The organism is Mesorhizobium sp. M0601, assembly GCF_040320845.1.
Lineage (GTDB): Bacteria > Pseudomonadota > Alphaproteobacteria > Rhizobiales > Rhizobiaceae > Mesorhizobium.
Map to the genome: position 1 here is coordinate 268,845 of NZ_JAMYQK010000003.1, position 25,069 is coordinate 293,913.

23 protein-coding genes and 1 other RNA gene are annotated in these 25,069 nt (G+C 61.6%); 9 read left to right on the forward strand and 15 right to left on the reverse strand.

The genetic code is table 11. From position 1 onward, the window contains the following. Window positions 1–14: 14 nt before the first annotated feature. From NKI41_RS05415 to mraZ, 4 genes are read right to left on the reverse strand one after another with little or no spacing between them, the layout of a single operon-like run. Window positions 15–1,742: a peptidoglycan D,D-transpeptidase FtsI family protein gene (locus NKI41_RS05415; protein ID WP_352471555.1), complete on the reverse strand. Its 1,728-nt coding sequence runs from the start codon at window positions 1,740–1,742 to the stop codon at window positions 15–17. 14 nt (window positions 1,743–1,756) lie between these two features. Continuing rightward, the gene (ftsL, locus tag NKI41_RS05420) at window positions 1,757–2,134 is read right to left on the reverse strand and encodes a cell division protein FtsL (RefSeq protein ID WP_352501064.1); all 378 of its coding nucleotides are present in this window, start codon (window positions 2,132–2,134) and stop codon (window positions 1,757–1,759) included. A 4-nt stretch (window positions 2,135–2,138) separates the two neighbouring features. Further along, on the reverse strand, window positions 2,139–3,170 hold the full coding sequence (gene rsmH, locus NKI41_RS05425; protein WP_352681808.1) for a 16S rRNA (cytosine(1402)-N(4))-methyltransferase RsmH: 1,032 nt from the start codon (window positions 3,168–3,170) through the stop codon (window positions 2,139–2,141). Next, window positions 3,167–3,625, reverse strand: coding sequence for a division/cell wall cluster transcriptional repressor MraZ (mraZ, locus tag NKI41_RS05430; protein WP_352471553.1), 459 nt, complete (start codon window positions 3,623–3,625; stop codon window positions 3,167–3,169). The genes rsmH and mraZ overlap by 4 nt, the downstream gene beginning before the upstream one ends. A 405-nt stretch (window positions 3,626–4,030) precedes the next feature. On the opposite strand from mraZ, the gene NKI41_RS05435 reads away from it, so the two are divergent. Continuing rightward, window positions 4,031–5,146, forward strand: a complete 1,116-nt coding sequence (locus tag NKI41_RS05435; RefSeq protein ID WP_352501066.1) for a cystathionine gamma-lyase — start codon at window positions 4,031–4,033, stop codon at window positions 5,144–5,146. Window positions 5,147–5,154: 8 nt separating this feature from the next. On the opposite strand, the gene NKI41_RS05440 is transcribed toward NKI41_RS05435, so the two are convergent. The 7 genes from NKI41_RS05440 to NKI41_RS05470 all read right to left on the reverse strand — a co-directional run bounded on the left by NKI41_RS05440 (window position 5,155) and on the right by NKI41_RS05470 (window position 9,175). Beyond that, entirely contained in the window at window positions 5,155–5,448 is a 294-nt protein-coding gene (locus NKI41_RS05440) for a type II toxin-antitoxin system RelE/ParE family toxin (protein ID WP_352501067.1), read from the reverse strand. After that, entirely contained in the window at window positions 5,445–5,729 is a 285-nt protein-coding gene (locus tag NKI41_RS05445; RefSeq protein WP_352501068.1) for a type II toxin-antitoxin system ParD family antitoxin, read from the reverse strand. The genes NKI41_RS05440 and NKI41_RS05445 overlap by 4 nt, the downstream gene beginning before the upstream one ends. 153 nt (window positions 5,730–5,882) lie before the next feature. Next, window positions 5,883–6,281: RNase P RNA component class A (gene rnpB / locus NKI41_RS05450), an RNA gene on the reverse strand. 59 nt (window positions 6,282–6,340) lie between these two features. Next, the gene (locus tag NKI41_RS05455; RefSeq protein ID WP_352681811.1) at window positions 6,341–7,102 is read right to left on the reverse strand and encodes a lytic transglycosylase domain-containing protein; all 762 of its coding nucleotides are present in this window, start codon (window positions 7,100–7,102) and stop codon (window positions 6,341–6,343) included. 185 nt (window positions 7,103–7,287) lie between these two features. Further along, entirely contained in the window at window positions 7,288–8,055 is a 768-nt protein-coding gene (locus NKI41_RS05460) for an N-acetylmuramoyl-L-alanine amidase (protein ID WP_352471548.1), read from the reverse strand. Continuing rightward, a complete protein-coding gene (locus NKI41_RS05465) occupies window positions 8,052–8,771 on the reverse strand; it encodes a TerB family tellurite resistance protein (RefSeq protein WP_352471547.1) in 720 nt (239 codons plus the stop codon). The genes NKI41_RS05460 and NKI41_RS05465 overlap by 4 nt, the downstream gene beginning before the upstream one ends. Before the next feature lie 197 nt (window positions 8,772–8,968). Continuing rightward, complete coding sequence (locus tag NKI41_RS05470) at window positions 8,969–9,175, reverse strand: hypothetical protein (protein WP_023676780.1); 207 nt, start codon at window positions 9,173–9,175, stop codon at window positions 8,969–8,971. Between the two features lie 182 nt (window positions 9,176–9,357). Here NKI41_RS05470 and NKI41_RS05475 point away from each other — a divergent pair, with 182 nt between their 5' ends. The 5 genes from NKI41_RS05475 to NKI41_RS05495 all read left to right on the forward strand — a co-directional run bounded on the left by NKI41_RS05475 (window position 9,358) and on the right by NKI41_RS05495 (window position 16,933). Then, the gene (locus NKI41_RS05475) at window positions 9,358–13,272 is read left to right on the forward strand and encodes a hydantoinase B/oxoprolinase family protein (RefSeq protein ID WP_352681814.1); all 3,915 of its coding nucleotides are present in this window, start codon (window positions 9,358–9,360) and stop codon (window positions 13,270–13,272) included. Window positions 13,273–14,269: 997 nt separating this feature from the next. Then, the gene (locus NKI41_RS05480; RefSeq protein WP_352681816.1) at window positions 14,270–15,517 is read left to right on the forward strand and encodes a BtaA family protein; all 1,248 of its coding nucleotides are present in this window, start codon (window positions 14,270–14,272) and stop codon (window positions 15,515–15,517) included. Beyond that, a complete protein-coding gene (locus NKI41_RS05485) occupies window positions 15,514–16,179 on the forward strand; it encodes a class I SAM-dependent methyltransferase (protein WP_352681818.1) in 666 nt (221 codons plus the stop codon). The genes NKI41_RS05480 and NKI41_RS05485 overlap by 4 nt, the downstream gene beginning before the upstream one ends. Window positions 16,180–16,315: 136 nt before the next feature. Beyond that, window positions 16,316–16,612, forward strand: coding sequence for a type II toxin-antitoxin system RelE/ParE family toxin (locus NKI41_RS05490; protein WP_352456184.1), 297 nt, complete (start codon window positions 16,316–16,318; stop codon window positions 16,610–16,612). A 12-nt stretch (window positions 16,613–16,624) separates the two neighbouring features. Continuing rightward, window positions 16,625–16,933, forward strand: coding sequence for a HigA family addiction module antitoxin (locus tag NKI41_RS05495; protein WP_352453138.1), 309 nt, complete (start codon window positions 16,625–16,627; stop codon window positions 16,931–16,933). A 24-nt stretch (window positions 16,934–16,957) separates the two neighbouring features. On the opposite strand, the gene NKI41_RS05500 is transcribed toward NKI41_RS05495, so the two are convergent. Then, the gene (locus tag NKI41_RS05500; RefSeq protein ID WP_352681820.1) at window positions 16,958–18,337 is read right to left on the reverse strand and encodes a serine hydrolase domain-containing protein; all 1,380 of its coding nucleotides are present in this window, start codon (window positions 18,335–18,337) and stop codon (window positions 16,958–16,960) included. Between the two features lie 406 nt (window positions 18,338–18,743). Here NKI41_RS05500 and NKI41_RS05505 point away from each other — a divergent pair, with 406 nt between their 5' ends. Beyond that, window positions 18,744–19,541: a glycoside hydrolase family 25 protein gene (locus NKI41_RS05505; RefSeq protein ID WP_502893719.1), complete on the forward strand. Its 798-nt coding sequence runs from the start codon at window positions 18,744–18,746 to the stop codon at window positions 19,539–19,541. 80 nt (window positions 19,542–19,621) lie between these two features. Continuing rightward, a complete protein-coding gene (locus NKI41_RS05510; protein ID WP_352501074.1) occupies window positions 19,622–20,794 on the forward strand; it encodes a lytic murein transglycosylase in 1,173 nt (390 codons plus the stop codon). A 199-nt stretch (window positions 20,795–20,993) separates the two neighbouring features. Here NKI41_RS05510 and NKI41_RS05515 read toward each other — a convergent pair whose 3' ends face one another. Beyond that, a complete protein-coding gene (locus tag NKI41_RS05515) occupies window positions 20,994–22,214 on the reverse strand; it encodes an alanine racemase (RefSeq protein WP_352539504.1) in 1,221 nt (406 codons plus the stop codon). Window positions 22,215–22,438: 224 nt separating this feature from the next. Here NKI41_RS05515 and NKI41_RS05520 point away from each other — a divergent pair, with 224 nt between their 5' ends. Further along, complete coding sequence (locus tag NKI41_RS05520) at window positions 22,439–23,356, forward strand: DMT family transporter (protein WP_352681822.1); 918 nt, start codon at window positions 22,439–22,441, stop codon at window positions 23,354–23,356. A gap of 111 nt (window positions 23,357–23,467) precedes the next feature. Here NKI41_RS05520 and NKI41_RS05525 read toward each other — a convergent pair whose 3' ends face one another. Both NKI41_RS05525 and NKI41_RS05530 read right to left on the reverse strand, forming a co-directional pair. Next, on the reverse strand, window positions 23,468–24,157 hold the full coding sequence (locus NKI41_RS05525) for an RES family NAD+ phosphorylase (RefSeq protein ID WP_352681824.1): 690 nt from the start codon (window positions 24,155–24,157) through the stop codon (window positions 23,468–23,470). Then, entirely contained in the window at window positions 24,158–24,595 is a 438-nt protein-coding gene (locus NKI41_RS05530) for an antitoxin Xre/MbcA/ParS toxin-binding domain-containing protein (protein ID WP_352681826.1), read from the reverse strand. Between the last annotated feature and the right edge of the window lie 474 nt (window positions 24,596–25,069).

Here is a 25,069-nt window from a genome sequence, read left to right on the forward strand (position 1 = left end):
GCGCGCCCCAAGAATCACTGATAGGAAACCAGCGTTGCACCATTTTCATGGCTGAAATCTGGCTTCACGCCAAGCATGGAAGCCGCACGTCGGATGATGTTTGCAGCCATGATGCCCGCGTTCGAGGCGGCCGTACCACCCATGCCGGGCTTTTCCGGCTTCGGTTCGTCGGCGATCGTAAGCACTATGTATTGCGGATCGTCCATCGGAAAAGCCGCAACGAAGGCGTTGAAATTCTTTTCCTTCGAGTAACGGCCGTTGACAACCTTCTCCGCCGTTCCCGTCTTGCCGCCCACCCGGTATCCTGGCACCCGTGCATTGCGGCCGGATCCCTTTTCGGCATTGAGTGCATAGAGATAGCGCATGCCCTCGACCGTCTTGTCGCTGACCACTTTCTTGGCCACCGCCATCGCCTGCTCCTGCGTGCGCGGCAGGAAGGTCGGGTCCATCAGATAGCCGCCATTCATCAGCGCGGCGCAGCCGACCGCTGTCTGCAGCGGCGTCGTCGACACACCGTGGCCGAAGGCGATGGTGATCGAATTGACCTGCTTCCAGACCTTGGGCTCGGTCGGCCGAGCGACTTCCGGCAGTTCGGTCTGCATCTTCTCGAGGATTCCCAGGCGATGCAGGAATTCGCGGTGTCCGTCGATGCCAACCGCTTCGGCTTCCTTGGCAGAGCCGATATTGGAGGAGTAGATGAACACTTCCGGCACCGACAGTACCCGGCCCTTGCCATGGAAATCATGGATGGTTTGATGGCCGATCCTGATCGGGCGCGACGCGTCGAAACGGCTTTGCAGCGTTATCTTGCCGGAATCGAGCGCCATGGCGGTGGTGAAGCTCTTGAAGGTCGACCCCATTTCATAGAGGCCGGCCGACATACGGTTGAGCCTGTCCTTGTCCTGCGCGTTATAGGGGTTGTTCGGATCGAAATCCGGAACCGACGCCATCGCCAGCACCTCGCCGGTCTTGACGTTGAGCACGACGGCGCCCGCCGCGATCGCGTGGTACTTTTCCATGCCGGTGGCGACCTCATCGCGCACGATATGCTGGACGCGCAGGTCGATCGAGAGCTGCACCGGCTTCAAATCCTTGGCCACCGCCAGACCCGACGCCTGAAGGTCGCTCAAGCCTTGTTCGTCGATGTATTTCTCCATGCCGGAGATGCCCTGATTGTCGATGTTGGTGAGGCCGACAATGTAGGACGAGGTTTCACCGGCCGGATAGAACCGGCGCTTTTCGGTGCGAAAGCCGAATCCGGGGATGCCGAGTTGCATGATGTCGGCCTGCTGCTTCGGCGTCAGTTGCCGCTGCAGCCAGACGAACCCGGCGCCGCTCTTCAGCTTGTTGTATGTCTGCTCGTAGTCGATCTCGGGAAGCACCGTCGACAGCTTTTCGATCGCCTCGTCGGCATCGACGATGCGGCGCGGTTCGGCAAACAGCGACGCGGTCTTGATGTCGGTCGCCAGCACTTCGCCGTTACGGTCGACGATGTCGGGTCGCGATGCCGTCACCCGGCTCTGCGGGCCGCCCGACAGGTCGGGATTCTGGAAACCCAGATAGACCAGCCGCCCGGCAATGGTCGAATAGATGCCGAAGAACACTGCCATCGTCATGACGATGCGGGTCCTGCCCTTGCCACCGGTCGCCTTGCGGGCACCTTCGACCACGATTGATCCGCCTGCACCGGGCTTCGAACCGCGCTTCAGCAGCCTGCCAATCTTTGGAAATCTGGCAGCCATTGGAAATCCGGTGATCATTGGACGACGCCTCCGGTCACCACGGGATCCTTGCCGCCGATATCGGCCATGCCGCCCAGCCGCTGCGATGAAAGGTCCTCGATATTGACGGGTTTCGCCGGCAGATCGTCCAGCCCGACGATCTGCCGCGCATTGACCGGCTCGAGTCCGAGTTGCGATTTGTAGATTTCGGTGAGCTTCTGCAGGCGCGACGGCTGGGTAAGCAGGCTCCAGTCCGCCTTGAGCAGGTCGATCGTGTCCTCCTCATAACGGATCTGCGCCTGGATCTTGTGCACTGCCGCCAGTTGCTCCTCGGCCTCGCGCTTGGTCTTGTAGGTCAGGGCGGCCGCCGAAACCATCACGGCGATCAGGACTATGTCGCTGGTACGAAACACGTGCTCACCTCTCTCCCGGTCGATCGGCGCCGGGAAGCTTTGGGCCAGGCAGTTTTGGCAGGCCGAAAATCGAAAAATCGCCGGCGCGCGCCGGCGCCTCTGTACGGATCGCAGCGCGCAGCCTTGCCGAGCGCGCCCGCGGATTTGCCGTTATCTCGGCATCGCCAGGCGTCACGCCGCCGCCCTTCTTGGTGAAGGTGGCGGCGCGCGCCTGCGCCTCGGGCAGATGCCGCGATCCGGTCGCTGAATCGGCTCTGTCGGCGATGAAGCGCTTGACGATGCGGTCCTCCAGGGAATGGAAGGTCACCACGACAAGCCGCCCGCCCGGTTTCAGCACGCGCTCTGCGGCAAACAGTGCCTTGGCCAGTTCGCCGAGTTCGTCATTGACGAAGATGCGCAGCGCCTGGAAAACGCGGGTGGCCGGATGGATCTTGTCCTTTGGCGCGCGACCGATATGCGTCTCGATGGCATCGGCAAGATCGAGCGTGCGCTCGAAGGGGCGTTTTTCGCGACGGCTCTCGATCATGCGGGCGATGCGCCCGGCATGGCGTTCCTCGCCGAGAAAACCGAAGATGCGGGCAAGATCGCCCACCTTGAAGGTGTTCACGACGTCGGCGGCGCTCAGGCCCGCCTGCGCCATGCGCATGTCGAGCGGCCCATCGGCCCGGAACGAAAAGCCGCGCTCCGGCTGGTCGATCTGCATGGAGGAGATGCCGATGTCGAGCACGACGCCATCGGCACTTTCAACCTGTTCGTCGAGCGTCGAGAACGGTGCCTGGACAAGCCTGAGCTTGCCGCCGGACTGCTGTTCAAGGGCCCGCCCCGCCGCGATCGCATCCGGATCGCGGTCGATGGCGACGACCGAGGCTCCGCTTGCCAGAATGGCCTTCGTGTAGCCGCCGGCACCGAACGTGCCGTCGACGATCACCTCGCCTTTTGTCGGCGCCAGCGCCTCCAGAACTTCGGCAAGGAGGACCGGAATGTGACGGGCTGGTCCGCCAGCGGCATGAACTTCATCGCCGTCGCCCGCCATCATTCCGGCCGCTCCGCGGGCTTCGTCCCCTGCCGAAGTTGCAACAGCCGGGCGCGTGCTTCCGTCCCATAGGCGCTGAGCCGTCCCGGCTCCCAGATCTGAAAGAAATTGCCGCGGCCAACGAAGGCCACTTCCGCTGAAATGCCGGTATGCTCGCGAATGAAATCGCTCATCGTGATACGGCCGTCCTGGTCGAGCTTCAGAAACGTTCCATCGCCATGGCAGAAGAACGACATGTCGTCCGCCGTCTGCAGGAACGGGTCTTCCTGGGCGATGCGCTGCTCGTAGCGATCGAGCAGGTCGAGCCCACCGACATCCATCGCCGGGCGATCCAGGCAGCGTAGCGCATAAAGTTCCGAATAGCCGCGTTTCTGCACAACGGCACGGAAATGCGCCGGCACGGACACCCGTCCCTTCGCATCGATCCTGTTCACCGCGTTCGACAGAAACCGGTCCATTACGCGTTACGGCCGCTTGCGCCGCCGCACCCCTCTGCATCTTCCTGTCCGCGCCGCCCCAGCCCGGTCGGCGTCCAAAACCCACTTCGTTATAACGGGCGAACGCAGGCAAACGCGCAGCCGCCGCGGCTGCCCGATTGGCGTACGCTTCACCCTGACACGAAACGAAGGCTTGAGTATCGGAATGGGATATCATGGGGTGTTATGGGCGTCAACGGGAACAGTCTTCAAAACGCGCCTGCCACGACTGGGGAGAGCAGCTTTGACGGCACTCCCGTCTTTATCGTCTATTAAGCCTAACGAAGCGTTTAGAGCCGTGTGGCCCAACCGGAGCCGGCTTGCTGCGGATCGCTGCCGCGCATAGCCTCGGCATGTCCTTTTCCGGTCAGTAACGAGGTTGAAACCATGTCCGAAACAGCCAAGTCACGCGCCGCGGCACTTCCCCATCTGCGCCGCGGCGGGCTGGCCAAGGGCGACCCGATCCCCTTGCCCCTGACCATGGCCGCCATCTTTCATGCGCCCGGCGACGCCACCGGCTATGATCAATATGGCCGCTTCAGCAATCCAACCTGGGATGCGGTCGAGCACATGCTGGCGCATCTGGAAGACGCCCCATGCGTCGCCTTTCCCTCGGGGATGGCTGCCATCTCGGCAGTATTTTTCGGCCTGCTCAAAGCCGGCGACCGTATCCTGCTGCCGTCCGACGGTTATCACACGACGAGAGCGCTGGCAGAGCGCTTCCTGAAGTCCTTCGGCGTCGCTTATGATGTCCGGCCAACATCGAGCTTCCTCGACGGCGGCTTCGATGGGTATCGGCTTGCGTTCGTCGAAACGCCCGCCAACCCGGGACTGGACATATGCGACATCGCAGCCGTCGCCGAAGCCGTGCACAAAGCGGGTGCGGGGCTTGTGGTCGACAACACGACGATGACGCCTTTCGGCCAGCGCCCGCTCGATCTCGGCGCAGACATCGTCATTGCCGCCGACACCAAGGCACCAAACGGCCATTCCGATGTGCTGTTCGGCCATGTCGCCAGCCGCGACGCGGACATTATCTCGAGGGTGACCGACTGGCGCGAGACGTCGGGCGCTATCCCCGGGCCGTTCGAGGCATGGCTGGTGCATCGCGGCCTCGAAACGCTGGACGTGCGCTTCGACCGCATGTGCGCTTCCGCCGAAATGATAGCGCGACGGCTGAAAAACCATCGCGCGATCAGCGGCTTGCGCTTTCCGGGACTGGAGAGTGACCCATCGCACAATCTTGCCCGCGCCCAGATGGAGCGCTTCGGATTTCTCATCTCGTTCGTGCTCGCCTCGGAGGACAAGGCCGAGGATTTCATCAACAACTGCGCCTTGATGCAGGCAGCGACGTCGTTCGGCGGCGTACACACCTCGGCCGAACGGCGATCAAAAAGGGGAGATGCCGTTCCGCCCGGCTTCGTTCGCCTGTCGGTCGGCTGCGAGCCGGTGGAAGAGCTTTGGCAGGCGATCGAGGCGTCGCTAGACGCAATCGGTGGCTGAATCGGCAATCACGAATTCAGATCGTCGGCATCAATCTTGCGCCGGCCGTGCAGCACGCGAACGATTTCGATCGCCTCTTCACTGACGCGGTACAGGGTGAGGTATTCGCCGACGATCAGGTGACGGATTCCGGTTGCGATGTCTTCGCGCGGCGCACCTGAGAAGGGGTGCAGGGTCAGCAAATCCCACCGCCTTTGCAAGAGATCCACGAGCCGAACCGCCGCATTTGGATTCTGTTCGGCAATGTAGTCGCCGATGGCTTCGAGGTCGATCAATGCCTGAGGAAGCAGGCGGTATTTCACTCCTCAAGGCCTTTGGTTCCGGCCATTTTCAGATATTTGGCGCGCAGCCGTTCCATGATTGGCGGCCCGTCCAGCCCCGGCCCGCTGTCGATCCCTTCCTGCACCAGCTTGCGCAATTCCTCGACCGTGTAGCCGAGCAGGTCGCGCCGGTCCTTCCATTGCCGCAGCGCGTCGCGGATCACCTCGCTCGCCGAGGCATATTCGCCGGCGGCGACCACGTCGTCGACCACCGCCGCCAATTCCGGCGACAGCGTGATGCTGCGTTTATCGACCTGTCCCATGACGCGCTCCTGAATACCGTCATCCAAATGGTACGATTTAATCGCACCATTTTCAAGGAATGCCGCGCTTAATTGCGGGTCGAAAACTGAACCAACGGCTGCGCCCGAAGACGCAACCTGCTGATATCAGGAGATTTCCTTTTATCGGGGAAAACTGCCAGCTGGCCTGTAAGCCGGGTTCTGTATGGCCCTCGCCGCTTACACGGCGAGAACGTGGCGGCCATTCATCTTGGGCGCATGTTGCCATACGCCTCACGCAACCTACCCGGACGGTGAGCCGGAAACAGCCCTCGAGGGTTTCCCCTCGCACCGCCCCTATTCGGTCTTGCTCCCGGTGGGGTTTACCGTGCCGCTCCTGTTGCCAGTCGCGCGGTGGGCTCTTACCCCACCCTTTCACCCTTGCCACGATTGGATCGTGGCGGTTTGCTTTCTGTGGCACTTTCCCTGGGGTCGCCCCCGCCGGCCATTAACCGGCACCGTGTCTCCATGGAGCCCGGACTTTCCTCACCCGCAGCCTTTCGGCTTCGCGGGTGCGGCCGCCCGGCCAGCTGGCAAGGCGTATAAAGGGGTTCAGGCCCGAAAACGCAAACGAAAAAGCAAGTTGTCGCTTGTCAGGCGGGCGCTCCAAGTGCAGCCAACTGGACCTTGACCTTGCCGCAATAGGCTGCGGACACCGGGTTCATCCGTGTGGCGGCATGGCCGGCATTGTATTTCAGGATCGTGCCGCAGGTCGTGCCGCCGCCGAGATCCCGCGCCATGGCGAGGTACTTCATGCCGTATTTGATGTTGGTATCTGGATCATAGAGGCCCTGAACCGAACCGCTATAGCCCATCATCCGCGCCGTCGCCGGCTTGATCTGCATCAGGCCGATCTCGCCGGCGCTGCCGACCTGGTTCGGTTGGTAGTTGCTTTCGATCTTGATGACGGCGTTGGCGAGCGACACCGGGACGCCATAGCTGGCGGCATAACGCGCAATGATCGCCGAATACTGTCCGCTGGCGCCGACTACCACCGCCTGAGGCGCTGGCCTGCTCTTCGGAGCGACTGACGCCGTTGCCATGTGGTCGATGCTTTTGCGGTTACGCTTCACATAGTGTTTTGAGATTGTCTTTCTTGCAGCGGTTGGCTTTTTCGCAGGGGCCGGCTTTTTCGTCCTTACCGCGGTTGCTTGTTCCACTTTTGCGGTGGCGGTCTTCTCTACTTTTACACCACGTTTTACACCACGGGTGGCTTTCGGCACGGCGGTTTTGCCGGCTGCGGCACTGAAGCCCTGATCGGCCCGCTGGCTCAGCGGTGCGCTGTTTGCCGAACTGAAGGCAAAAGTCATTACGCCGGCAGCAATGGCTGCCGTTAAAACGGTCAATTTCTGCATGTGATCCTGTTCTGTTTGATCTGCACAAAGAACTTCGCGCAGATACCCTCAATCAACATCGGAACATTTGGGGGGATAGACGTCCGACAATCTGTACGGATCGCCTTTGACGACGGAATTGGCGCCAAAGAAGGCGACGCAAGTCACTTTGAGTAACAGATTGTAATTTTTAAGCTGGCAAAAGATTATTTGAGAGAGGCTATCCTTACGGAAGCGAGCAGCCTTTCCAGCGTGCGGATCGTCGATCCATCAGCCATGCCATCGACCAGGCGCTGCCGGAAATGCCGCTGAAATGCCTCTACCACGATTTCGGTCTGCCGATCGAAGGCGCCGGTGATCTCGACGCCATAACCATAGAGCGCCAGCATCGACTGCAGCGCCTCTACCTCGGCGCCGGTATCGCCTGGCTTCAGCACGGCGCCGCGCCGGATCGGTGCTGCCGGCACAACATGGCCGATACCGACGGCAAACAAGGCCTTCCATGGAAATTTCTCGCCTGGATCGACCTTGCGCCCCGGTGCCACGTCGGAATGGGCAAGCACCCGCTGCGCCGGAATGGAATGGCGCTCGATGATGCCGGCGCACAGGCCGATCACCGCACCGATCTGCGGTTTTGCAAAGTTGCGATAGCCGAGCGTATGCCCCGGATTGACGATCTCGATGCCGATCGAACAGGAGTTGATGTCGCTCTGTCCGAACCACGAGCTCTTGCCGGCATGCCAGGCGCGGTCGCTTTCCCTTACCATCTGAACAATGCGGCCGTCCTCATGGACCAGGTAGTGCGACGAGACCTCGCTTGCCGGATCGCACAACCATGCCTCGGCACCGGCGCCGGTAGCCATGCCGGTGTAGTGCAGCACGATCATATCGGGTCCGAGCGTCCCGCGCCGTGGTCCGAAATTCGGCGATACCCTGACCTCGGCGCTCGGCTCATCGGGCGGAAAGCCGCTCATGCGTGCCGCAGGCCTCGCTCGATCATTTCATAGGCCGCGTTGATCGCCGCCAGCCTGGTCGTCGCGATCTTGATGAATTCCTGCGGCAGGCCGCGTGCGATCAGCCGGTCCGGATGATTGTCGGAGACCAGCTTGCGGTAGCGCCTGCGGACCTCCTCGAACGGCTTCCCGCGCTCGATGCCGAGCACAACATAGGGATCGGCGGCACCCAGATCGACATGCCGGGCCAGGATGCTCTGGTAATGCGCCTCATCGATGCGGAATATCTCGGCGATGCGATGCAGGAATTCGCCCTCGCGCTCATGCACCAGCCCGTCGGCCTTGGCGATGTGGAACAGCCCGTCGAGTATATCCTCGAGCATCAGGCAGTTCGAATGGCCCGAACCGCAAAGCTGCGCCATCCGCTCGGCATAGGTCTCGAAACCGGCAATGTCGCGTTTGGCCAAATCGTAGAGCCGCGCCACATTGCGCCTCTGTTCCTTCGGCACCTCGAATATTTCCTGGAAGGCGCGCACCTCGTCTTGCGTGACGATGCCGTCTGCCTTGGCCATCTTGGCCGACAGGGCGATCATCGCCACCGAGAAGGCGACGCGCCGGCGCAGATCGGCATCGCCGGAGAAAACCGTGCGCACGGCCTCGACCACTTCGGCGACGCCTGACGACGCTGAAGATGAAACGCGTGTGACGAAGTCGCCAAGGCGGTCCCAAATCGACATGGGGGCTTCATAGGACCAACCACCCATCGCTATCAAGCCAAGACAGTGCCGCAGGGGCTGGCCCAATCGATTTGGCGCAATGCCTGAGGCGGCTGGCGCCAGCGCTCACGTCGTCGCACTCGACCGCCAGGCGCTGGTATCGTAAGCAGCAGAAAGGCCGGCCTGTGAGGCCAGCCTTTCCTTGGTTGTCACATTGACTACTGAGCCGGAGCAGCCGGCGCAGGCGCCGGAGCCGGAGCCGGCTCGGCAGGCTTGTTGGCGTCAGGAGCAGCCGGCTTCATCGTCTGGTCGGATGCCGGCGGGTTGGTGCTCTGCGTCGTGGTGTTGTCGGTGCCGCTGTTGCTGCAGGCGGCAAGGCCAAGCAACGCAAGCGCCGACACCGACGCAAGAATGAGTTTCTTCATGATATCTCTCCTCTAATCACGCCTCCGTTACCGGCGGCGGTCGAGGACACAATGCGTAAGCTGCGCATGAGTTTCGTAACGTTGCATTTCTGCCTGTAACATATTCCAATCATTTGACGATTGCCGGTTAGGGCCTCGCAAGCTAACAGATCGAACAGGGAAAAATCCCGGGAGCCGCCGCAGTGACTGCAAAATGGAATTTCTGGATCGACCGTGGCGGCACCTTCACCGATGTCATCGGCCGTGACCCGCAAGGCGGGCTGCATCCAAGGAAACTCCTTTCGGAAAATCCCGAAGCCTATGCCGACGCTGCCATCCAGGGCATTCGCGATTTGCTCGGCGTCCAACCCGGCGCTCCAATCCCCTCCGCTCTGATCGGCGATGTCAAGATGGGCACCACGGTTGCCACCAATGCGCTTCTCGAGCGCAAGGGCGACCGTGTGCTGCTGCTCATCACCAAAGGCTTCCGCGATGCGCTGAGGATTGCCTATCAGGCCAGGCCCGATATCTTTGCCAAGCAGATCATCCTTCCCGAACAGCTCTATGAGCGTGTCGTCGAGATCGACGAAAGGGTTCGCGCCGACGGCAGTGTCGAGCGCCTGCTCGACATTGCTTCGGTACGCCCGGCTATTGAGCAAGCCAAGGCGGATGGCATCGATGCGGTCGCGATCGTCTTCATGCATGCCTGGAAACATCCCGAGCACGAAAAGGCGGTCTCCAAAGTCTGTCGAAAGCTCGGATTCTCGCAGGTCTCGATCAGTCACGAGGTCTCGCCGCTGATCAAGCTGGTCGGCCGTGGCGACACCACGGTGGTCGACGCCTATCTGTCGCCGATCCTGGCTAGGTATGTGCAAAGGGTTGCCGGTGAGCTGGGCGTGGCTCCAATCTCCCCCCTCGTGGGGGAGATGTCGGCGAAGCCGACAGAGGGGGGCGCTGTCCCGCCAGCATCTCAGCATCTTAGTGACGCCAATCATGACACAAAGCACCCTACGGCGCCCCCCTCTGCCCTGCCGGGCATCTCCCCCACAAGGGGGGAGATCGGCCAATCTCCTCGCCTCATGTTCATGATGTCGTCGGGCGGCCTCACCGCCGCCGACATGTTCCAGGGCAAGGACGCGCTGTTGTCCGGCCCGGCCGGCGGCGTCGTCGGCATGGTTGAGACGGCAAAACTCGCCGGTTTCGGCAAAGTCATAGGCTTCGACATGGGCGGCACCTCCACCGATGTCGCCCATTACGATGGCGACTACGAGCGCGCCTTCGACACCGAGGTCGCCGGCGTGCGCATCCGCGCGCCGATGATGCGCATCCACACCGTCGCTGCAGGTGGCGGCTCGATCCTGCATTACGAGGCCGGCCGCTTTCGCGCCGGGCCGGATTCGGCCGGCGCCAACCCCGGCCCGGCCGCCTATAGGCGCGGCGGCCCGCTGGCCGTCACTGACGCCAATGTCATGCTGGGCAAACTGCAGCCCGAGTTCTTCCCGGCTATTTTTGGACCGGGCCAGGACGAACCGCTCGACGTCCAGACGGTTCGCGAAAAATTCACCGCACTTGCCGCCGAGATCGGCGACGGCCGCTCACCGGAAACCGTCGCCGAAGGGTTCATCACCATCGCCGTCGAAAACATGGCCAACGCCATCAAGAAGATTTCGGTGCAGCGCGGCTACGATGTCACCGAATACCTCCTGAACTGCTTCGGCGGCGCCGGCGGCCAGCACGCTTGCCTGGTCGCCGATGCGCTCGGCATGGAGGCGGTGCTGATCCATCCCTTCTCAGGGCTGCTCTCGGCATACGGCATCGGCCTATCCTCTGTATTTGCGTCACGCCAGCAGGCGCTGCTGAAGCCGCTGGCGGACAATTCCGGGCCAGCGATCGATGAACTCATCGCAACGCTGCGCAAAGCCGTCATCGACGAACTCGCCGCGCAAGGCATCAGCGAAGACGCGGTCGTCTCGAGACCGGTGCTGCAGATCCGCTACGACGCCACCGATACCGCGCTGCCTGTGAACTTCGGGCACGGCTCGATTGCGCAGGCCAAGGCGGACTTCGAATCGGCGCACAAGGCACAGTTCGGTTTCGTCTATGACGACAAGCCGATGATCGTTGAGTCGATCGGCGTCGAAGGTACCGATACCGGCGGCACCGGCCGCGACGAAAGCAATTCAGTTGTTGAATACATGGCCGCAAATCCTTCCGGGAACCGGAAAATCTTTGTCGACGGCGTCTGGCGCGACGCCGGCATTTTCCCTCGCGAAACGCTGAAGCCTGGTAACAAGATCGCCGGCCCCGCTTTGATCATCGAGCCTAACCAGACCATCGTCGTCGAGCCGGGCTGGCAGGCCGAGATCACCGCCAAGAACCACGTATTGATGCGGCGCGTCGAGAAGAAGCGCCGACACGCCGCACTCGGCACCGAAGCCGATCCGGTGATGCTGGAGGTTTTCAACAACCTGTTCATGTCGATCGCCGAGCAGATGGGCGTGACGCTGCAGAACACCGCCTATTCGGTCAATATCAAGGAGCGCCTCGACTTCTCCTGTGCCGTTTTCGACCGGAATGGCGCGCTGGTCGCCAACGCGCCGCATATGCCGGTGCATCTCGGCTCGATGGACCGCTCGGTGGAAACCATCATCCGGCTCAACTCCGGCGACATCCGTCCCGGCGACGTCTTTGCGCTGAACGCGCCTTACAATGGCGGCACCCATCTGCCTGATATCACAGTGGTGACGCCGGTGTTTTCCCTCCCCCTTGAGGGGAGGGTGGCCGCGAAGCGGCCGGTTGGGGTCCTCGCAGAAGGCACCACAAGTGCGTCGAGCACTGCCGCAACGACCCCCTCCGGCGGCTTCGCCGCCACCTCCCCCACAAGGGGGGAGATCGGCCAATCGCCGAAGATCCTCTTCTACGTCGCCTCGCGTGGCCATCATGCCGACATCGGCGGCACCGCGCCCGGCTCGATGACGCCGCTTGCCACAACCGTCGACGAGGAAGGCGTGCTGTTTGACAATTTCCGCATCGTCGATCGCGGCCGGTTCCGCGAGAAGGACCTGGAGACGCTGCTCACCGACCACCCCTACCCGGCGCGCAATCCGCACCAGAACATCGCCGACCTCAAGGCGCAGATCGCCGCGAACGAAAAGGGCGTCGCCGAGCTGCGCAAGATGGTCGCGCATTTCGGCCTCGATGTGGTCGAAGCCTATATGGGCCATGTCCAGGACAATGCCGCCGAAAGCGTGCGCCGCGTTCTGGAGCGGCTGCCCGACAGTTCGGAATACGAATATCCGACCGACACCGGCCAAATGATCAAGGTGAAGATATCGGTCGACCGGCGGAAGCGCGAAGCGACCGTCGACTTCACCGGAACGTCGCCGGTGATGAAGAACAATTTCAATGCGCCAGAGCCAGTCGCCCGTGCCGCGGTGCTTTATGCCTTTCGCGTCATGGTCGAAGACAACATCCCGATGAATGCCGGATGTCTGCGGCCGATCAACATCATCATTCCCGACGGCTCGATGCTGAAACCCGCCTATCCCGCGGCGGTCGTCGCCGGTAATGTCGAGACCTCGCAACACGTCACCAACGCGCTGTTCGGCGCCATGGGCGCGATGGCCAATGCGCAAGGCACGATGAACAATCTCACCTTCGGCAACAAGCAGTATCAGTATTACGAGACGATCTGCTCGGGCTCGCCGGCCGGCCGGATGAACGACGGCCGCGGTTTTGCCGGCACCTCCGGCGTCCACACCCATATGACCAATTCGCGCCTGACCGATCCGGAAGTGCTGGAACTGCGTTTCCCGGTATTGCTCGAGGATTTTCATATCCGCGTAGGCTCCGGCGGCGAAGGCAAATGGAATGCCGGCGACGGCACCAGGCGCACCATCCGCTTCCTCGAAAAAATGGAATGCGCCATCCTGTCCTCGCATCGCAACCGCCCGCCGCGGGGACTGGACGGAGGCGGCGATGGCGAGGCCGGTTCGACCAAGGTCCGCCGCAAGACCGGCGCGATCGAGACGCTGAAAGCCTGCGATCAGACCATCCTCGACGCTGGCGAGGCGGTCATCGTGACGACGCCGACCCCAGGTGGATTTGGCAAGTCGTAACGCGCAAGTGTAACGCGCAAGATAAGATGATATCGGCCGCCTAGGCAGGGCAAGGTGGGAAAACGGCGGGCACGATTGCGCAAGCTATGGAAAGCAGGGGCCTATGGAAAGCAGGGGGCTGAGAGCGATCCGGCGGGACCAAACCGACCGTGGGCCAAAAAGGGTTGCGGGCGCAATTTCGATGTCGGCGGGCGGATCAAACCCTCAAGGGCGAAGAGCAGCTTCGCCATTCTATACCAAAGACTTCCAGGACCGATGAGGACTTAGCACCCATATGGATGAGTATACGCGCCTCCCGAACTATGATCCAGATTTCTGTCGAAGGGTTGCTAAGTGGGGAGCTATAGTCTGTTTTTTGGGAGTTGTTGTGGAGGCCTTCATCTTTTCGCTGGTCGACCCAGCGCGAAGTAGTTGCCCTGGGTGGATCATTCACGGCGGGCAACCCATACCGCTAAAGATGATATTCGCACTGACGCTTTTTCCTGCATTTTGGGCTTGCTTCGTTTTTCTAAGATGGAAACATTTTTCTAAGACGATGCATGCTGCCGCTACAGGTAATTATGTGCCGCCCTTATCAAAACTCTTAGGTCATCCCAAGATCGATCCGTTCACATTCCCTCATGATCAAGTGTTTCGAACGGTGATCGTGCTGTGGTGCATATTCTGCACAAGCCCTCTTTGGTTGATGCTCACTTTCTGTACAAATACATTTAGCTATCTTGGTTTCAACCGCTGACAAACTCATGAAAACTGCGACACCGGAACCGACATTTGGGGATGCTCGCCTGCCTCTACGGATTGATCGTAGATTCATGAACTACGATTCGACTGGCCCTCGATTTTCCAGCCAAATTCGCTGCCAAGTAAGGTTGTGCCAAGGCACCACCTAATTTTGCGCGCCACAGCAATGCTTGAGCCGGCGTCAACAGGCTGTCACTGGCCTGTCATCACCCTGCGCTACCGGCTTGCGCCAAAGCAAACGGGGAATCGCCTTGCCATGACGGACATTTCTGGGGACCTGGTTTTTCGCCGCGGCAAGGAAGTCGGCAAGGCCGTCTACCAGAACCGCCCGCTGTCGAAAGCCGGCATCTCCGAGCGCCTGTTCGCCTTCCTGTTCTCCGGCCTCGTCTATCCGCAGATCTGGGAAGACCCCGAAATCGACATGGACGCGATGCAGCTCGGGACGGGCCACCGCATCGTCACCATTGCCTCCGGCGGCTGTAACATCCTTGCCTATCTCACCCGCTCGCCGGAAAGGATCGATGCCGTCGACCTCAACGCTGCCCATATCGCGCTGAACCGCATGAAGCTCGAAGCCGTCCGTCACCTGCCGTCGCAGGGCGACCTGTTCCGTTTCTTCGGCGCGGCTGAGACCGGGCACAATTCACAGGCCTACGATCGCTTCATCGCACCGCATCTCGACCCGGTCAGCCGCCATTATTGGGAGCGCCGCAACTGGCGCGGCCGTCGCCGCATCGCTGTCTTCGACCGCAATTTCTACCAGACCGGCCTGCTTGGCCTGTTCATCGCCATAGGCCACCGCACCGCAAAATTCTTCGGCGTCGACCCGGCCGGCATCATGGACGCTAAGAGCATCGCCGATCAGCGCCGCTTCTTTGACGAAGAGCTGGCGCCGGTCTTCGAAAAACCGCTGCTGAAATGGGCGACCTCGCGAAAAGCCTCGCTGTTCGGCCTCGGCATTCCGCCGGCCCAGTACGATTCGCTGATCACCTCGGGTGACGGCACCATGGCCAGCGTGCTGAAGGCACGACTGGAAAAGCTCGCCTGCGATTTTCCGCTGAAGACCAATTATTTCGCCTGGCAGGCTTTCGCCCGCCGCTACCCTGATCCGGGCGAGGCCGCCCTGCCCGCCTATCTCGAAAAGCGCAACTACAAGACGATCCGCAACAATGTCGATCGCGTTGCCATCCACCACGCCAATCTGATCGAGTTCCTTGCCGGCAAGGATGCCGGCTCGGTGGATCGCTTCGTGCTGCTCGATGCACAGGACTGGATGACCGACCACCAGCTCAATGGTTTGTGGGCCGAGATCACCCGAACCGCCTCCACCGGCGCCCGCGTCATCTTCCGTACCGCCGCGGAACCCAGCCTGCTGCCCGGCCGCGTCTCGAATTCGCTGCTCGACCAGTGGCGCTACGAGAACGACGCCTCGCGCGAGTTTTCGGCGCGCGACCGCTCGGCCATCTATGGTGGCTTCCATCTCTATGTGAAGCGGTCCGCATGAGCACGACCGAATTGCCGGCCAGCCATGCCGAGCTGATGGACGGCGTCTACCGCTGGCAGCGTCATATCTACGACCTGACCCGCAAATACTATCTGCTCGGCCGCGACCGGCTTATCGCCGGACTGGATGTGCCGGCCGGCGGCACCGTGCTCGAGCTCGGCTGCGGCACCGGCCGCAACATCATCCTCGCCGCCCGCCGCTATCCCGGCGCGCGCCTCTTCGGCCTCGATATTTCGGCCGAGATGCTGGAGACGGCGACTGCCGCCCTCGCGCGCGAAGGCCTCTCCGGCCGCGTCACGCTGGCGCGCGGCGATGCCACGAATTTCGACGCGAAAGCGCTGTTCGGCGTCGAAAGTTTCGACCGCGTCTTTGTCTCATATTCGCTGTCGATGATCCCCGGCTGGGAAAAGACGGTATCCGCGGCTCTTGCTGCTCTGTCACCGGGCGGCTCGCTGCATGTCGTCGATTTTGGCCAGCAGGAAGCCTTGCCCAGCTGGTTCCGCAAGCTGTTGCGCGGCTGGCTGAAAAAATTCCATGTCGAGCCGCGTGAAGTCCTGCGCGACGTCCTGGAATCGGAATCTGCGAGAGTTGGTGCAAGCCTTCGATTCAGAACACTTTATCGCGGCTACAGCTGGCTCGCCGTGATCAAGATCGCCATCTAACATCAATTTTGGCGTGGAAGGTTTTGGGGCTCCAATCCTAAATGGGGGCCGTGGCTGAAATCAGTTAATTTGGCTAAATCACACATTGCCATGTGACCCAAGGAGTGGTACATTATCTCCTCGCCGGAAGCATGGGATGATCATCGGATTTAGAGATGGATGGCTGCGGGCTTTCTTCGTGGACGACACCCACTCCCGCAATATTCCGTCCGATCTCGAAAGCCGTTTGTTCCGCAAGCTCCAGATGATTGACGACGCGGCGATCGATCAGGATTTGCGTGTGCCGCCCAGCAACCATTTCGAGAAGTTGCGCGGCAATCTCGAAGGCTTCCATTCGATCCGTGTCAACAAACAATGGCGGCTGGTCTTCCGCTGGGACGGGGGCCGGGGCGAGGCGTCGGACATCTATCTCGACGACCACAGTTATATATAAGTGAGGTGAGACATGTTGATGACCGCACGCAAGCCAGCAACGGTTGGCGAAATTCTTACGGAAGAATTCATGCAACCACTCGGCCTGACACAGGCGGCTTTGGCCGAAGCTATGAGCGTCCAGCGCAAGCATGTGAACGAATTGTGCAACGGCCGCCGCAACGTGACGGCGGCTACCGCGCTCATTCTGGCGCGGGTGTTTGGCAACAGCCCGGATTTCTGGTTGAACGTCCAGCGCCGTAACGATCTTTGGACGGTTATGAATTCACCCGACGAGCGGGCGCGTGTTGATCGCGCCAAGCCTTTGGCGACAGCCGCATAGACAAGACTGCGACCGCCGCATTCCTCAGTGCAGCGCCTTGATCAGCGCCGCCACCATCGCCTGCGGCCGGTAGCCGAGCCTGGCCGGCGTCAGCCCGAGCCGCACCACAACCAGCTGCTCTGAGGGGATGATGGCAACCGTTTGCCCATCATGCCCCTCCATCCAATAGGTGTCCTTGGGCACGCCGGCGGCAGTGCCGGCGCCGGGGTTTTCTTCGTCGCCCGGTCCTTCTATCCATAATTGCCCCTTGCCGTAGACTTTCGAGGCAGTTGCCGGTTCCCGCATCCAGTCGACGAAGCCGGCGGGCAGGATCTCCTGGCCGTTCCAGACGCCGCCCTGCAGCAGGAACTGGCCGAAGCGCGCCCAGTCGCGTGCCGTGGCATAGAGATAGGACGAGCCGACGAAGGTGCCGTGCTCGTCGGCCTCAAGCACAGCGCTCTGCATGCCGAGCGGATCGAACAGCGCGGTCCTCGGCCACGCCAGTGCCTTGTCCTTGTCGCCGATCGCGTCCTGCCACAATCGGGACAGCATCACCGCCGTGCCGCTCGAATAGGAAAACACCTTGCCGACCTCGCCGGTCAGCGGCTTGGATCCGGCAAAGCCGGCCATGTCCGGTTCGAGGTAGAGCATGCGCGTTACGTCGGCGACGTCGCCGTAATCCTCGTTGAATTCCAGCCCGCTCGACATCGCCATCATGTCGGCGAGGCTGATCACGGCGCGGCCATCTCCCTTCCAGGGACCGAACAGACCCTGGTTGGTCATCGCCAGCTTGCCCTCCTTCACCAGCGTGCCGACGATCGCCGCATTCACCGTCTTGGTCATTGACCAGCCCAATAGCGGCGTCTTTTCGGAAAAGCCGTCGCCATAACGCTCAGCGACGATGCGGCCGTTCTTGACCACCACGACCGCCCGCATCCCGGCGCCGGTCATGGCTGGATCGTCGAGGACTTTCGCGACCTCGGGATCCTGCGAGGCATCGGCCTTGTCGCCCTCCGGCCAGATCAGATCGGGCAGCGACGCCGGCGTCGGTGCAGCTCCGGCGACAGCCTTGGCGGCGGCAATATCGCCGTCGGGAACCGAGGCGCAGCCGAGCCCCTCGCGGGCGACCGCGACACTTTTGCCGAGCGCGCCGAACAGGCCCGCCGAAACCGTTCCCTTCTCCTTGTCCACCGACACTCTCATCAGCTTCAGCAGCGGATGACCCGGCGCCTGCACATCGACGGCGAGCACGTCGTCGGCGTCTCGCCCGGCGATGAAGACGTTCGAGCAGACGATCTTGGCGGCATAGCCGGAACCGACGCGGATCAGTTCCGGCGGCGCGAAATACAGCCAGCCGGCGAGTATCGCGGCCGCCAGCACAGCCAGGCCGAGCAGCCATTTGACGAACTTCAGGAGGATCTGCATTTTTTCGAATTCCCCTGAGCCCGATCTATGTCATCGATTTGCCGCCATTGTTTCGGCAAAATCGCTGCTCTTGTCGAGCGCCGTCAACCGAATATCAACCATGATCGGCGATCACAGGTGCATGTCGCCCAGAAGTGCGCAGCGGTTGTGGGACAACGACATGCATAGACAAAAGAGCCAAGCGCGTCGAAGCGACGCGCTTGGGACAGACCGGGCGATCCTGTGGGGTGACCGTCCGGCGGGGCTTGAATGCATGCGTCCCAAAACTGCGTAACGGTTTGGGAATGCATGAAACGAAGATCCAGGTGCGCCGCGTAAGTCGGTTTCAGACACGCTGCGCCCGGTCGAGGGGCCACCCGCGGAAAGACCCATCAGCGGCCGGCTGAAACCGGCTCGGGAAGTAGCGATGCGCCGTTTCGCGGTTCTCATCACGCTGATGCTGCTTGGTGCCTGCTCGACGGTCGAGGATCTGACGCCATCGCTATCGTCGTCCAGCGCCTCGATGGTTGCGGTACGCGCGCCGCGTTTTGCCGATTCCGACCCGCATGAATGGGACAGCGGCGCACCGTGGAGCTATGCCGTCCACGGCACCGACGTCTCCAAATACCAGACATCGATCGACTGGCCGGCGGCCAGGGCCAGCGGCATCTCCTTCGCCTTTATCAAGGCAACCGAAGGCGGAGACCGTTTCGATGAAGCTTTCAACGAGCATTGGAGCCGCACCAGGGCGTCGGGCATCCCCCGTGCCGCCTATCATTTTTTCTACTTTTGCACGCCGGCCGCTACCCAGGCGCGCTGGTTCATCCAGAACGTGCCCAAAGACAGCTCGGCGATGCCGCCGGTTCTCGACATGGAATGGAACCCGAAATCGCCGACCTGCAAGCTGCGGCCCGATCCCGCCACGGTACGCAGCGAGATGAGCACGTTCCTCGAAATCGTCGAAAAATACTACGGCAAGAAGCCAATCATCTACACGTCTGTCGATTTCTTCGAAGATAACGGTTTATCGGGCTTCCGCAATTACCCCTACTGGCTGCGCTCCGTCGCCGGGCACCCGCGCCAGAAATACGGCAGCCATCCCTTCACCTTCTGGCAGTATACCGGAACGGGTGTCGTGCCGGGCATGGCCGGAAACGCCGACATCAGCGTCTTCAACGGCTCCGAAGCCGCGTGGAAGAAGTGGTTGCGGCAGAACACCCGTTGACACCAGGCCTGCCGCCTGCTTTTCGACACAGCCAACGACGAATGCCTGCAACCGCCGGTAATCTTCTTGGAAGGATAGCGATGCGATTGCGCTTTGGACTTCTCGCGGCGCTGCTCCTGACCGCCGTGCCGGCCGCGGCACAGCAATGCGGCGGGGATTTCGAGTCATGGAAGCACGGCGTGGCGGCGGAGGCCAGGGCGGCCGGCGTCGGCGCTGCCGGCCTTGATGCGCTGGAAAACGCCACCCTCGATGAGAAGGCGTTGGCACGCGACCGCGCCCAGGGCGTCTTCACCCAGACCTTCATCGAATTCTCGAACCGCATGATCTCGTCGCATCGGCTGAAGCAAGGTGCGGCCAATCTGCAAAAATATGCCGAGGTCTTTGTCCGCGCCGATCGCGAATACGGCGTGCAGGCGCCGGTCATCGCCGCCTTCTGGGCCCTGGAGACCGATTTTGGCGCCGTGCAGGGCGATTTTCATACGCTGAACGCGCTGGTGAGCCTCTCGCATGACTGCCGCCGTCCGCAGCTGTTCCGGCCGCAGATCGTGCCGCTGCTGATGTTGATCGATCGCGGCGTGGTGCCGGCCGACGTGACCGGTGCCTGGGCCGGCGAGATCGGCCAGACGCAGATGTTGCCTTCCGACTATCTCGGCCACGGCGTCGACGGCGACGGCGACGGCCTGGTCGACCTGCGCGGCAGCGCGCCGGACGTGATCATGAGCACGGCCAGCAAGATCCAGTCGCGCGGCTGGAAGCGCGACCAGCCCTGGATCGAGGAAGTCCGTGTGCCTGACGATTTGCCGTGGGAGCAGACGGGACGCACCAACAAGCTGCCGTTGACGCAATGGAGCCAGTGGGGCGTTACCAGGCCCGACGGTACGCCGCTTCTCGACAACGGCCTGAAGGCCGGCCTGGCGCTGCCCATGGGTCGCAAGGGGCCAGCCTTCCTGACCTACGACAATTTCGACGTCTATCTCGAGTGGAACCAGTCCTTCACCTATGCCCTGACCGCGGCAAATCTTGCCGCCCGACTGGGGGGCGCGCCGCGATTCGATCCGCGCAACCCCGAACCCGGCCTCGACGCCGACCAGATGAAGGCGCTACAGACCAAGCTCGAAGCGAAAGGCTATGACGTGGGCACCGTCGACGGCATCCTGGGCACCAACACCCGCGAAGCCATCCGTAAGGAGCAGATGCGTCTGGGCCTGCCGGTCGACGGCTGGCCGACTCCGGAGCTGCTGGCAAGGCTGTGAAGGTGGTGAATGGGGAATGGGGAATGGGGAATGGGGAATGGTGAATGGTGAATGGTGAATGGTGAATGGTGAAAAGAATAGCACCGGAGCCGCATTGAGCACCAGAATTACCACTATTCATTTATTCACTATTCACTATTCACTATTCACTATTCACTATTCACCATTCACTATTCACTATTCACCATTCCACCATTAACTAATCCGCCATCGTCTCCAGGCTGGCGAACCCCTGCGGTGCATCGCCTTCGTCGAACGGCGTCGCCACCTCGACGAAGGTGTCGGGATAGAAGCCGTTGAACCGTGTTCTGAGCGACAGCGAATAGGCCCCGATATGGCCGATCTCGATCCAGTCGCCGGTATCGACTGTTTCGGGCAGCCAGAACGGCCGCGACAATATGTCGACGGAATCGCAGGTCGCGCCACAGACCTTGAACGGCACGATGGTCTTGTCCTCGCCATTGCGCGAGCGGATCGCCGGATCGGGGATGAAGCGCGCCGGCAGCGTGATCTTGCCGGTCCATGAATCCGACAGCGATGCCCAGATGCCGTCATTGATGTAGAGCCTTTTGCCCTTGCGCAGCAGCACGCGCACGATCAGCGACAGGCAGCGCGCCACGATCACCCGGCCGGGCTCGGCCACCAGCGGCATCTGGTCGAACTGGTACTCCTGGAGGTCGCCCGACAGCCGCGACATGATCTGGCCGAGCGACGGCATTTCCGGCTTGCGGCTGTTCGGATCATGACCGTATTCGGCGGGAAACCCGCCGCCGACATCGAGCCCGGCAACGTCGAAGCCGACGCGGTTGCGCACCCAGTCGGCGGAGGCCAGCGCCCGCTCATAGGTGTCGGGATCCTCGATCTGGCTGCCGACGTGAAAGCACAGCCCGACCTTGTAGCCCGTCCGGTTCAGCCGTTCGGCCAGTTCGACCGCATTGGCCGGTCCGGCGCCAAACTTCTTCGACAGTTCGTAGGCCGCCGAGCCTTTCGTCTGGATGCGCACGAACACGGTGATGGCGCCCGGATCGATGTCGAGCGCCCGCACCACCCTGGTCAGCTTGGTGACCTCGTCCTCATGGTCGAGCGAAATGACGCGGATGGCGTATTTTTCCAGCGCCAGCCTGATGTCCGACTGCGCCTTCACGGGGTGCATGTAGAGCATCTCGGCGTCCGGCGAGACGGCGCGCACGGCGGCGAATTCGCCGGGCGAGGCCACATCGAAGGCACCGACGCCGGCCTCGACCAGGGCGTTGAGCACGATCTGCTCGCCATTGGTCTTGACCGCATAGGCGGTCTTGCCGGGAAACATGCCCATGAACTGTTTGGCGTCCGCCTTCAGCACCTGCGGGCGGAAGCAATAGATCGGATCGTCCGGGCGAAGCGCCAGCGCTGCCTCGCGGGCATTTTCGAATCGCTGCATGGACGAATCCCTTGACTGAGGCTGCGCACAATTAATCCAAGCTAGCGGCTAATGAAAACAATTCTATGTCTCGCCGCCCTGGCTTCGCGGCGCTACGCCGGTGCTGCACGCCGGTTATGAGTGAGCTAGGCCATCGCTCAGGTTTCGGGTGGCCCTTGCGGCCGGATCGGGTAGAGCGTGAACAGATGCCTGAGAGCAAGGCATCTCGTCTGGGAGGACGACCAATGGCGATAGCTGCCACCACCACGATGCGCGGTCCGATGGTGCTCAAGGACTGGGCGCAGCTTCTGCTGCTCGGCGCGATCTGGGGCGGCTCGTTCTTCTTTGCCCGTATCGCAGTGTCGGAACTTCCGCCGCTGGTGCTGGTGCTGTTCCGCGTCACCATAGCTGCGATCGCGTTGCAGCTCTATCTTGCGGTCCGTGGCCCGTCGTTTCGCCTCGCCTTGCCGCATGCCGGCCTGTTCTTCCTGCTGGCGCTCGCCAACAATGTCATCCCTTTCTCGCTGATCTTTGCCGGCCAGACCGAGCTTGGCGCCGGTGTCGCCTCGGTGCTCAATTCGACGACGCCGTTCTGGACGCTGATCCTCGCCAACGCCCTGACCAGCGACGAAAAGCTGTCGTGGAACAAGCTTGCCGGCATCGCCCTCGGTATCGCGGGAACGGCGGTGATGATCGGCCCCGGCCTCGTCGCCGGGCTCGGCGGTCCGGTCTGGGCGAAATTCGCGCTGATCGGAGCGTCGGCATCCTATGCGGTTGCGCTGATGATTGCCCGCCGCCTCAAGGGTGTGCCGTCACCGGTCATTGCCGCCGGACAATTGACCTGCTCGACCATCATCATGATCCCGGTCGTTCTGTTCACCTATGACGCTGCCAATCTGTTTTCGGCCTCGCCGCCGGTCTGGGCGGCGGTGCTGGCGCTGGCGCTGCTGTCGACGGCCTTCGCCTACATCCTCTATTTCAATCTCGTCGCCTCGGCCGGCGCCACCAATGCCTCGCTGGTCACGCTCATCGTGCCGGCAAGCGCCATCCTGCTCGGTTTCCTGTTCCTGGGCGAGCGGCTCGAACTGTTCGAACTCGGCGGCATGGCGCTGATCGCGCTCGGCCTCGTCACCATCGATGGTCGCCTGTTCGGGCGGCGCTAATGCATGTCGCGCAAAGATGTGCAGCGGTTTTGCGGTAACGACATGCATAGAAAAAGAACCTAAAGCGCGTCGCACGAGGCCGGTCGAACGCGACGCGCTTTAGAGATGGCGCTATATGGGCGTGATCGCGGGAACAGATGAACCCTGCCATTCCAGACGCCAGATACCGCCTTGCCGGAGATTCTGAACGAGATCGGGAAGGAAGGCGGCAAGGCAGGTCCCGCCGACATGTCTCACGGAAGGATAGACAAAGCCGCTCGCGGCGTCTTGCTTGCGGAGTTGCTTCGCCAGCGCCTGACCGGCAGGATAGGCTAAGACAGTATCCGGATCGAGCACCGGGTCCTTGCTGAACTCAGCACCGCGCAGATCGTGAAACGAGCCTATGAAGTCGGCAACGAGCTCCGCGTAGTCGGTGACGTTTTCGAAACGTTCGATTGCGGCAAGCTCGCGCGTCAGATGAAAAGAGACCTCGCCGAGTGCGGTTTCCGCATCGAACCCACAGTACCAGACGCCCCTGGCATCATCGTTGAAACGATTGCCGCCGGGACGGGTGTAAGCGAAAGCCGCATTGATGAAGGTGTAGCCCGGCCTCCCGAAAACCAGTTCGCGCGGATCGAGGTCGGGCAATCCCCCTTGCTGCGCCTGAAGACGGCCGCTGGTGGCCCCTTCGAGCTCCGCAAGGTCCTCCAAATCTCCATGATTCCTGGCCAACGGCATCAGGACCGGTTCCTTGAGCCTGCCTGTCGAAATGAGCCGGATCGTGTCGCGCTGGGAAATGTCAGCGCGCGGCGGGATCTGCATTCAAAGTCCACCGCGCAAAGCGTCGATGTGTTGGCGAACCTGCAGCAGCTTCGGAATGCCGCCCTCGATCATCACGTCCAGGGGGCGCCGGCCACCATAAAGCGGCCCTTTGTTCGGCAACCGCACCCATTCATCGGCAAGCGCTTCAGAGAACAGAAGCCGCAGTCCCTTGAAGATGCCGATCAGGGCGCTGATGCGTGTCAGCGAATCCTGGGAGAGAACGCCCTCCCACTCGCCTTTCTTCATGCGGAACCAGGTTCTCTCCGACACCTCGCCGATCAAGGTACAGATCTCGGTGCTGGTCAGATGCCAGATGTCTGCGAGCCTGACGATGCCGGCAACAGCCGCTGGCGTGAGCCGCGCCCGTACCGAGGCATCCGCCAGATTTGCCGGCAAAGCCTGATTTGCAGGATCGCGAACCGCATAACCGACACTCATTCCGGCCTCCATCACTTGGCAGACAATATACTGCCAATTGGCAGAAAATTCAAGTCATGGCTATCTCACAACGCTGCTGGTTGCCCACCGCATTGGTATAGCGTGCAGCATCCGGTTGGATGCGCAAAGGATGCGTCGAATCTTCAGTCGGTCCGAAAAATCGATTCCGATTTTCCACCGCGGTAGCGCTGCCATTCTCGCTGCTGCCACGGCTTTGCCACAAATTATTCACAGGTCCCGAGCCGGCTTTTGACAAAGAGTTTCAATGCCTAACGGCAAACGGCAGGTCGCAAATTCCACAATCTCGTCGCATTGCAGCAAAGTTTCTGCTTGCCTGTGGCACAAATGACCCTAGACTCTCGCCATAGCTCTTTAAGAGGAGGCTATGACATGGGACTGACGAGGCCGATCAACGCATTGATGATTTGTGCTGCGTTTGCATTCATCGGCGCCCTCATTATGGGCGTCCTTCCA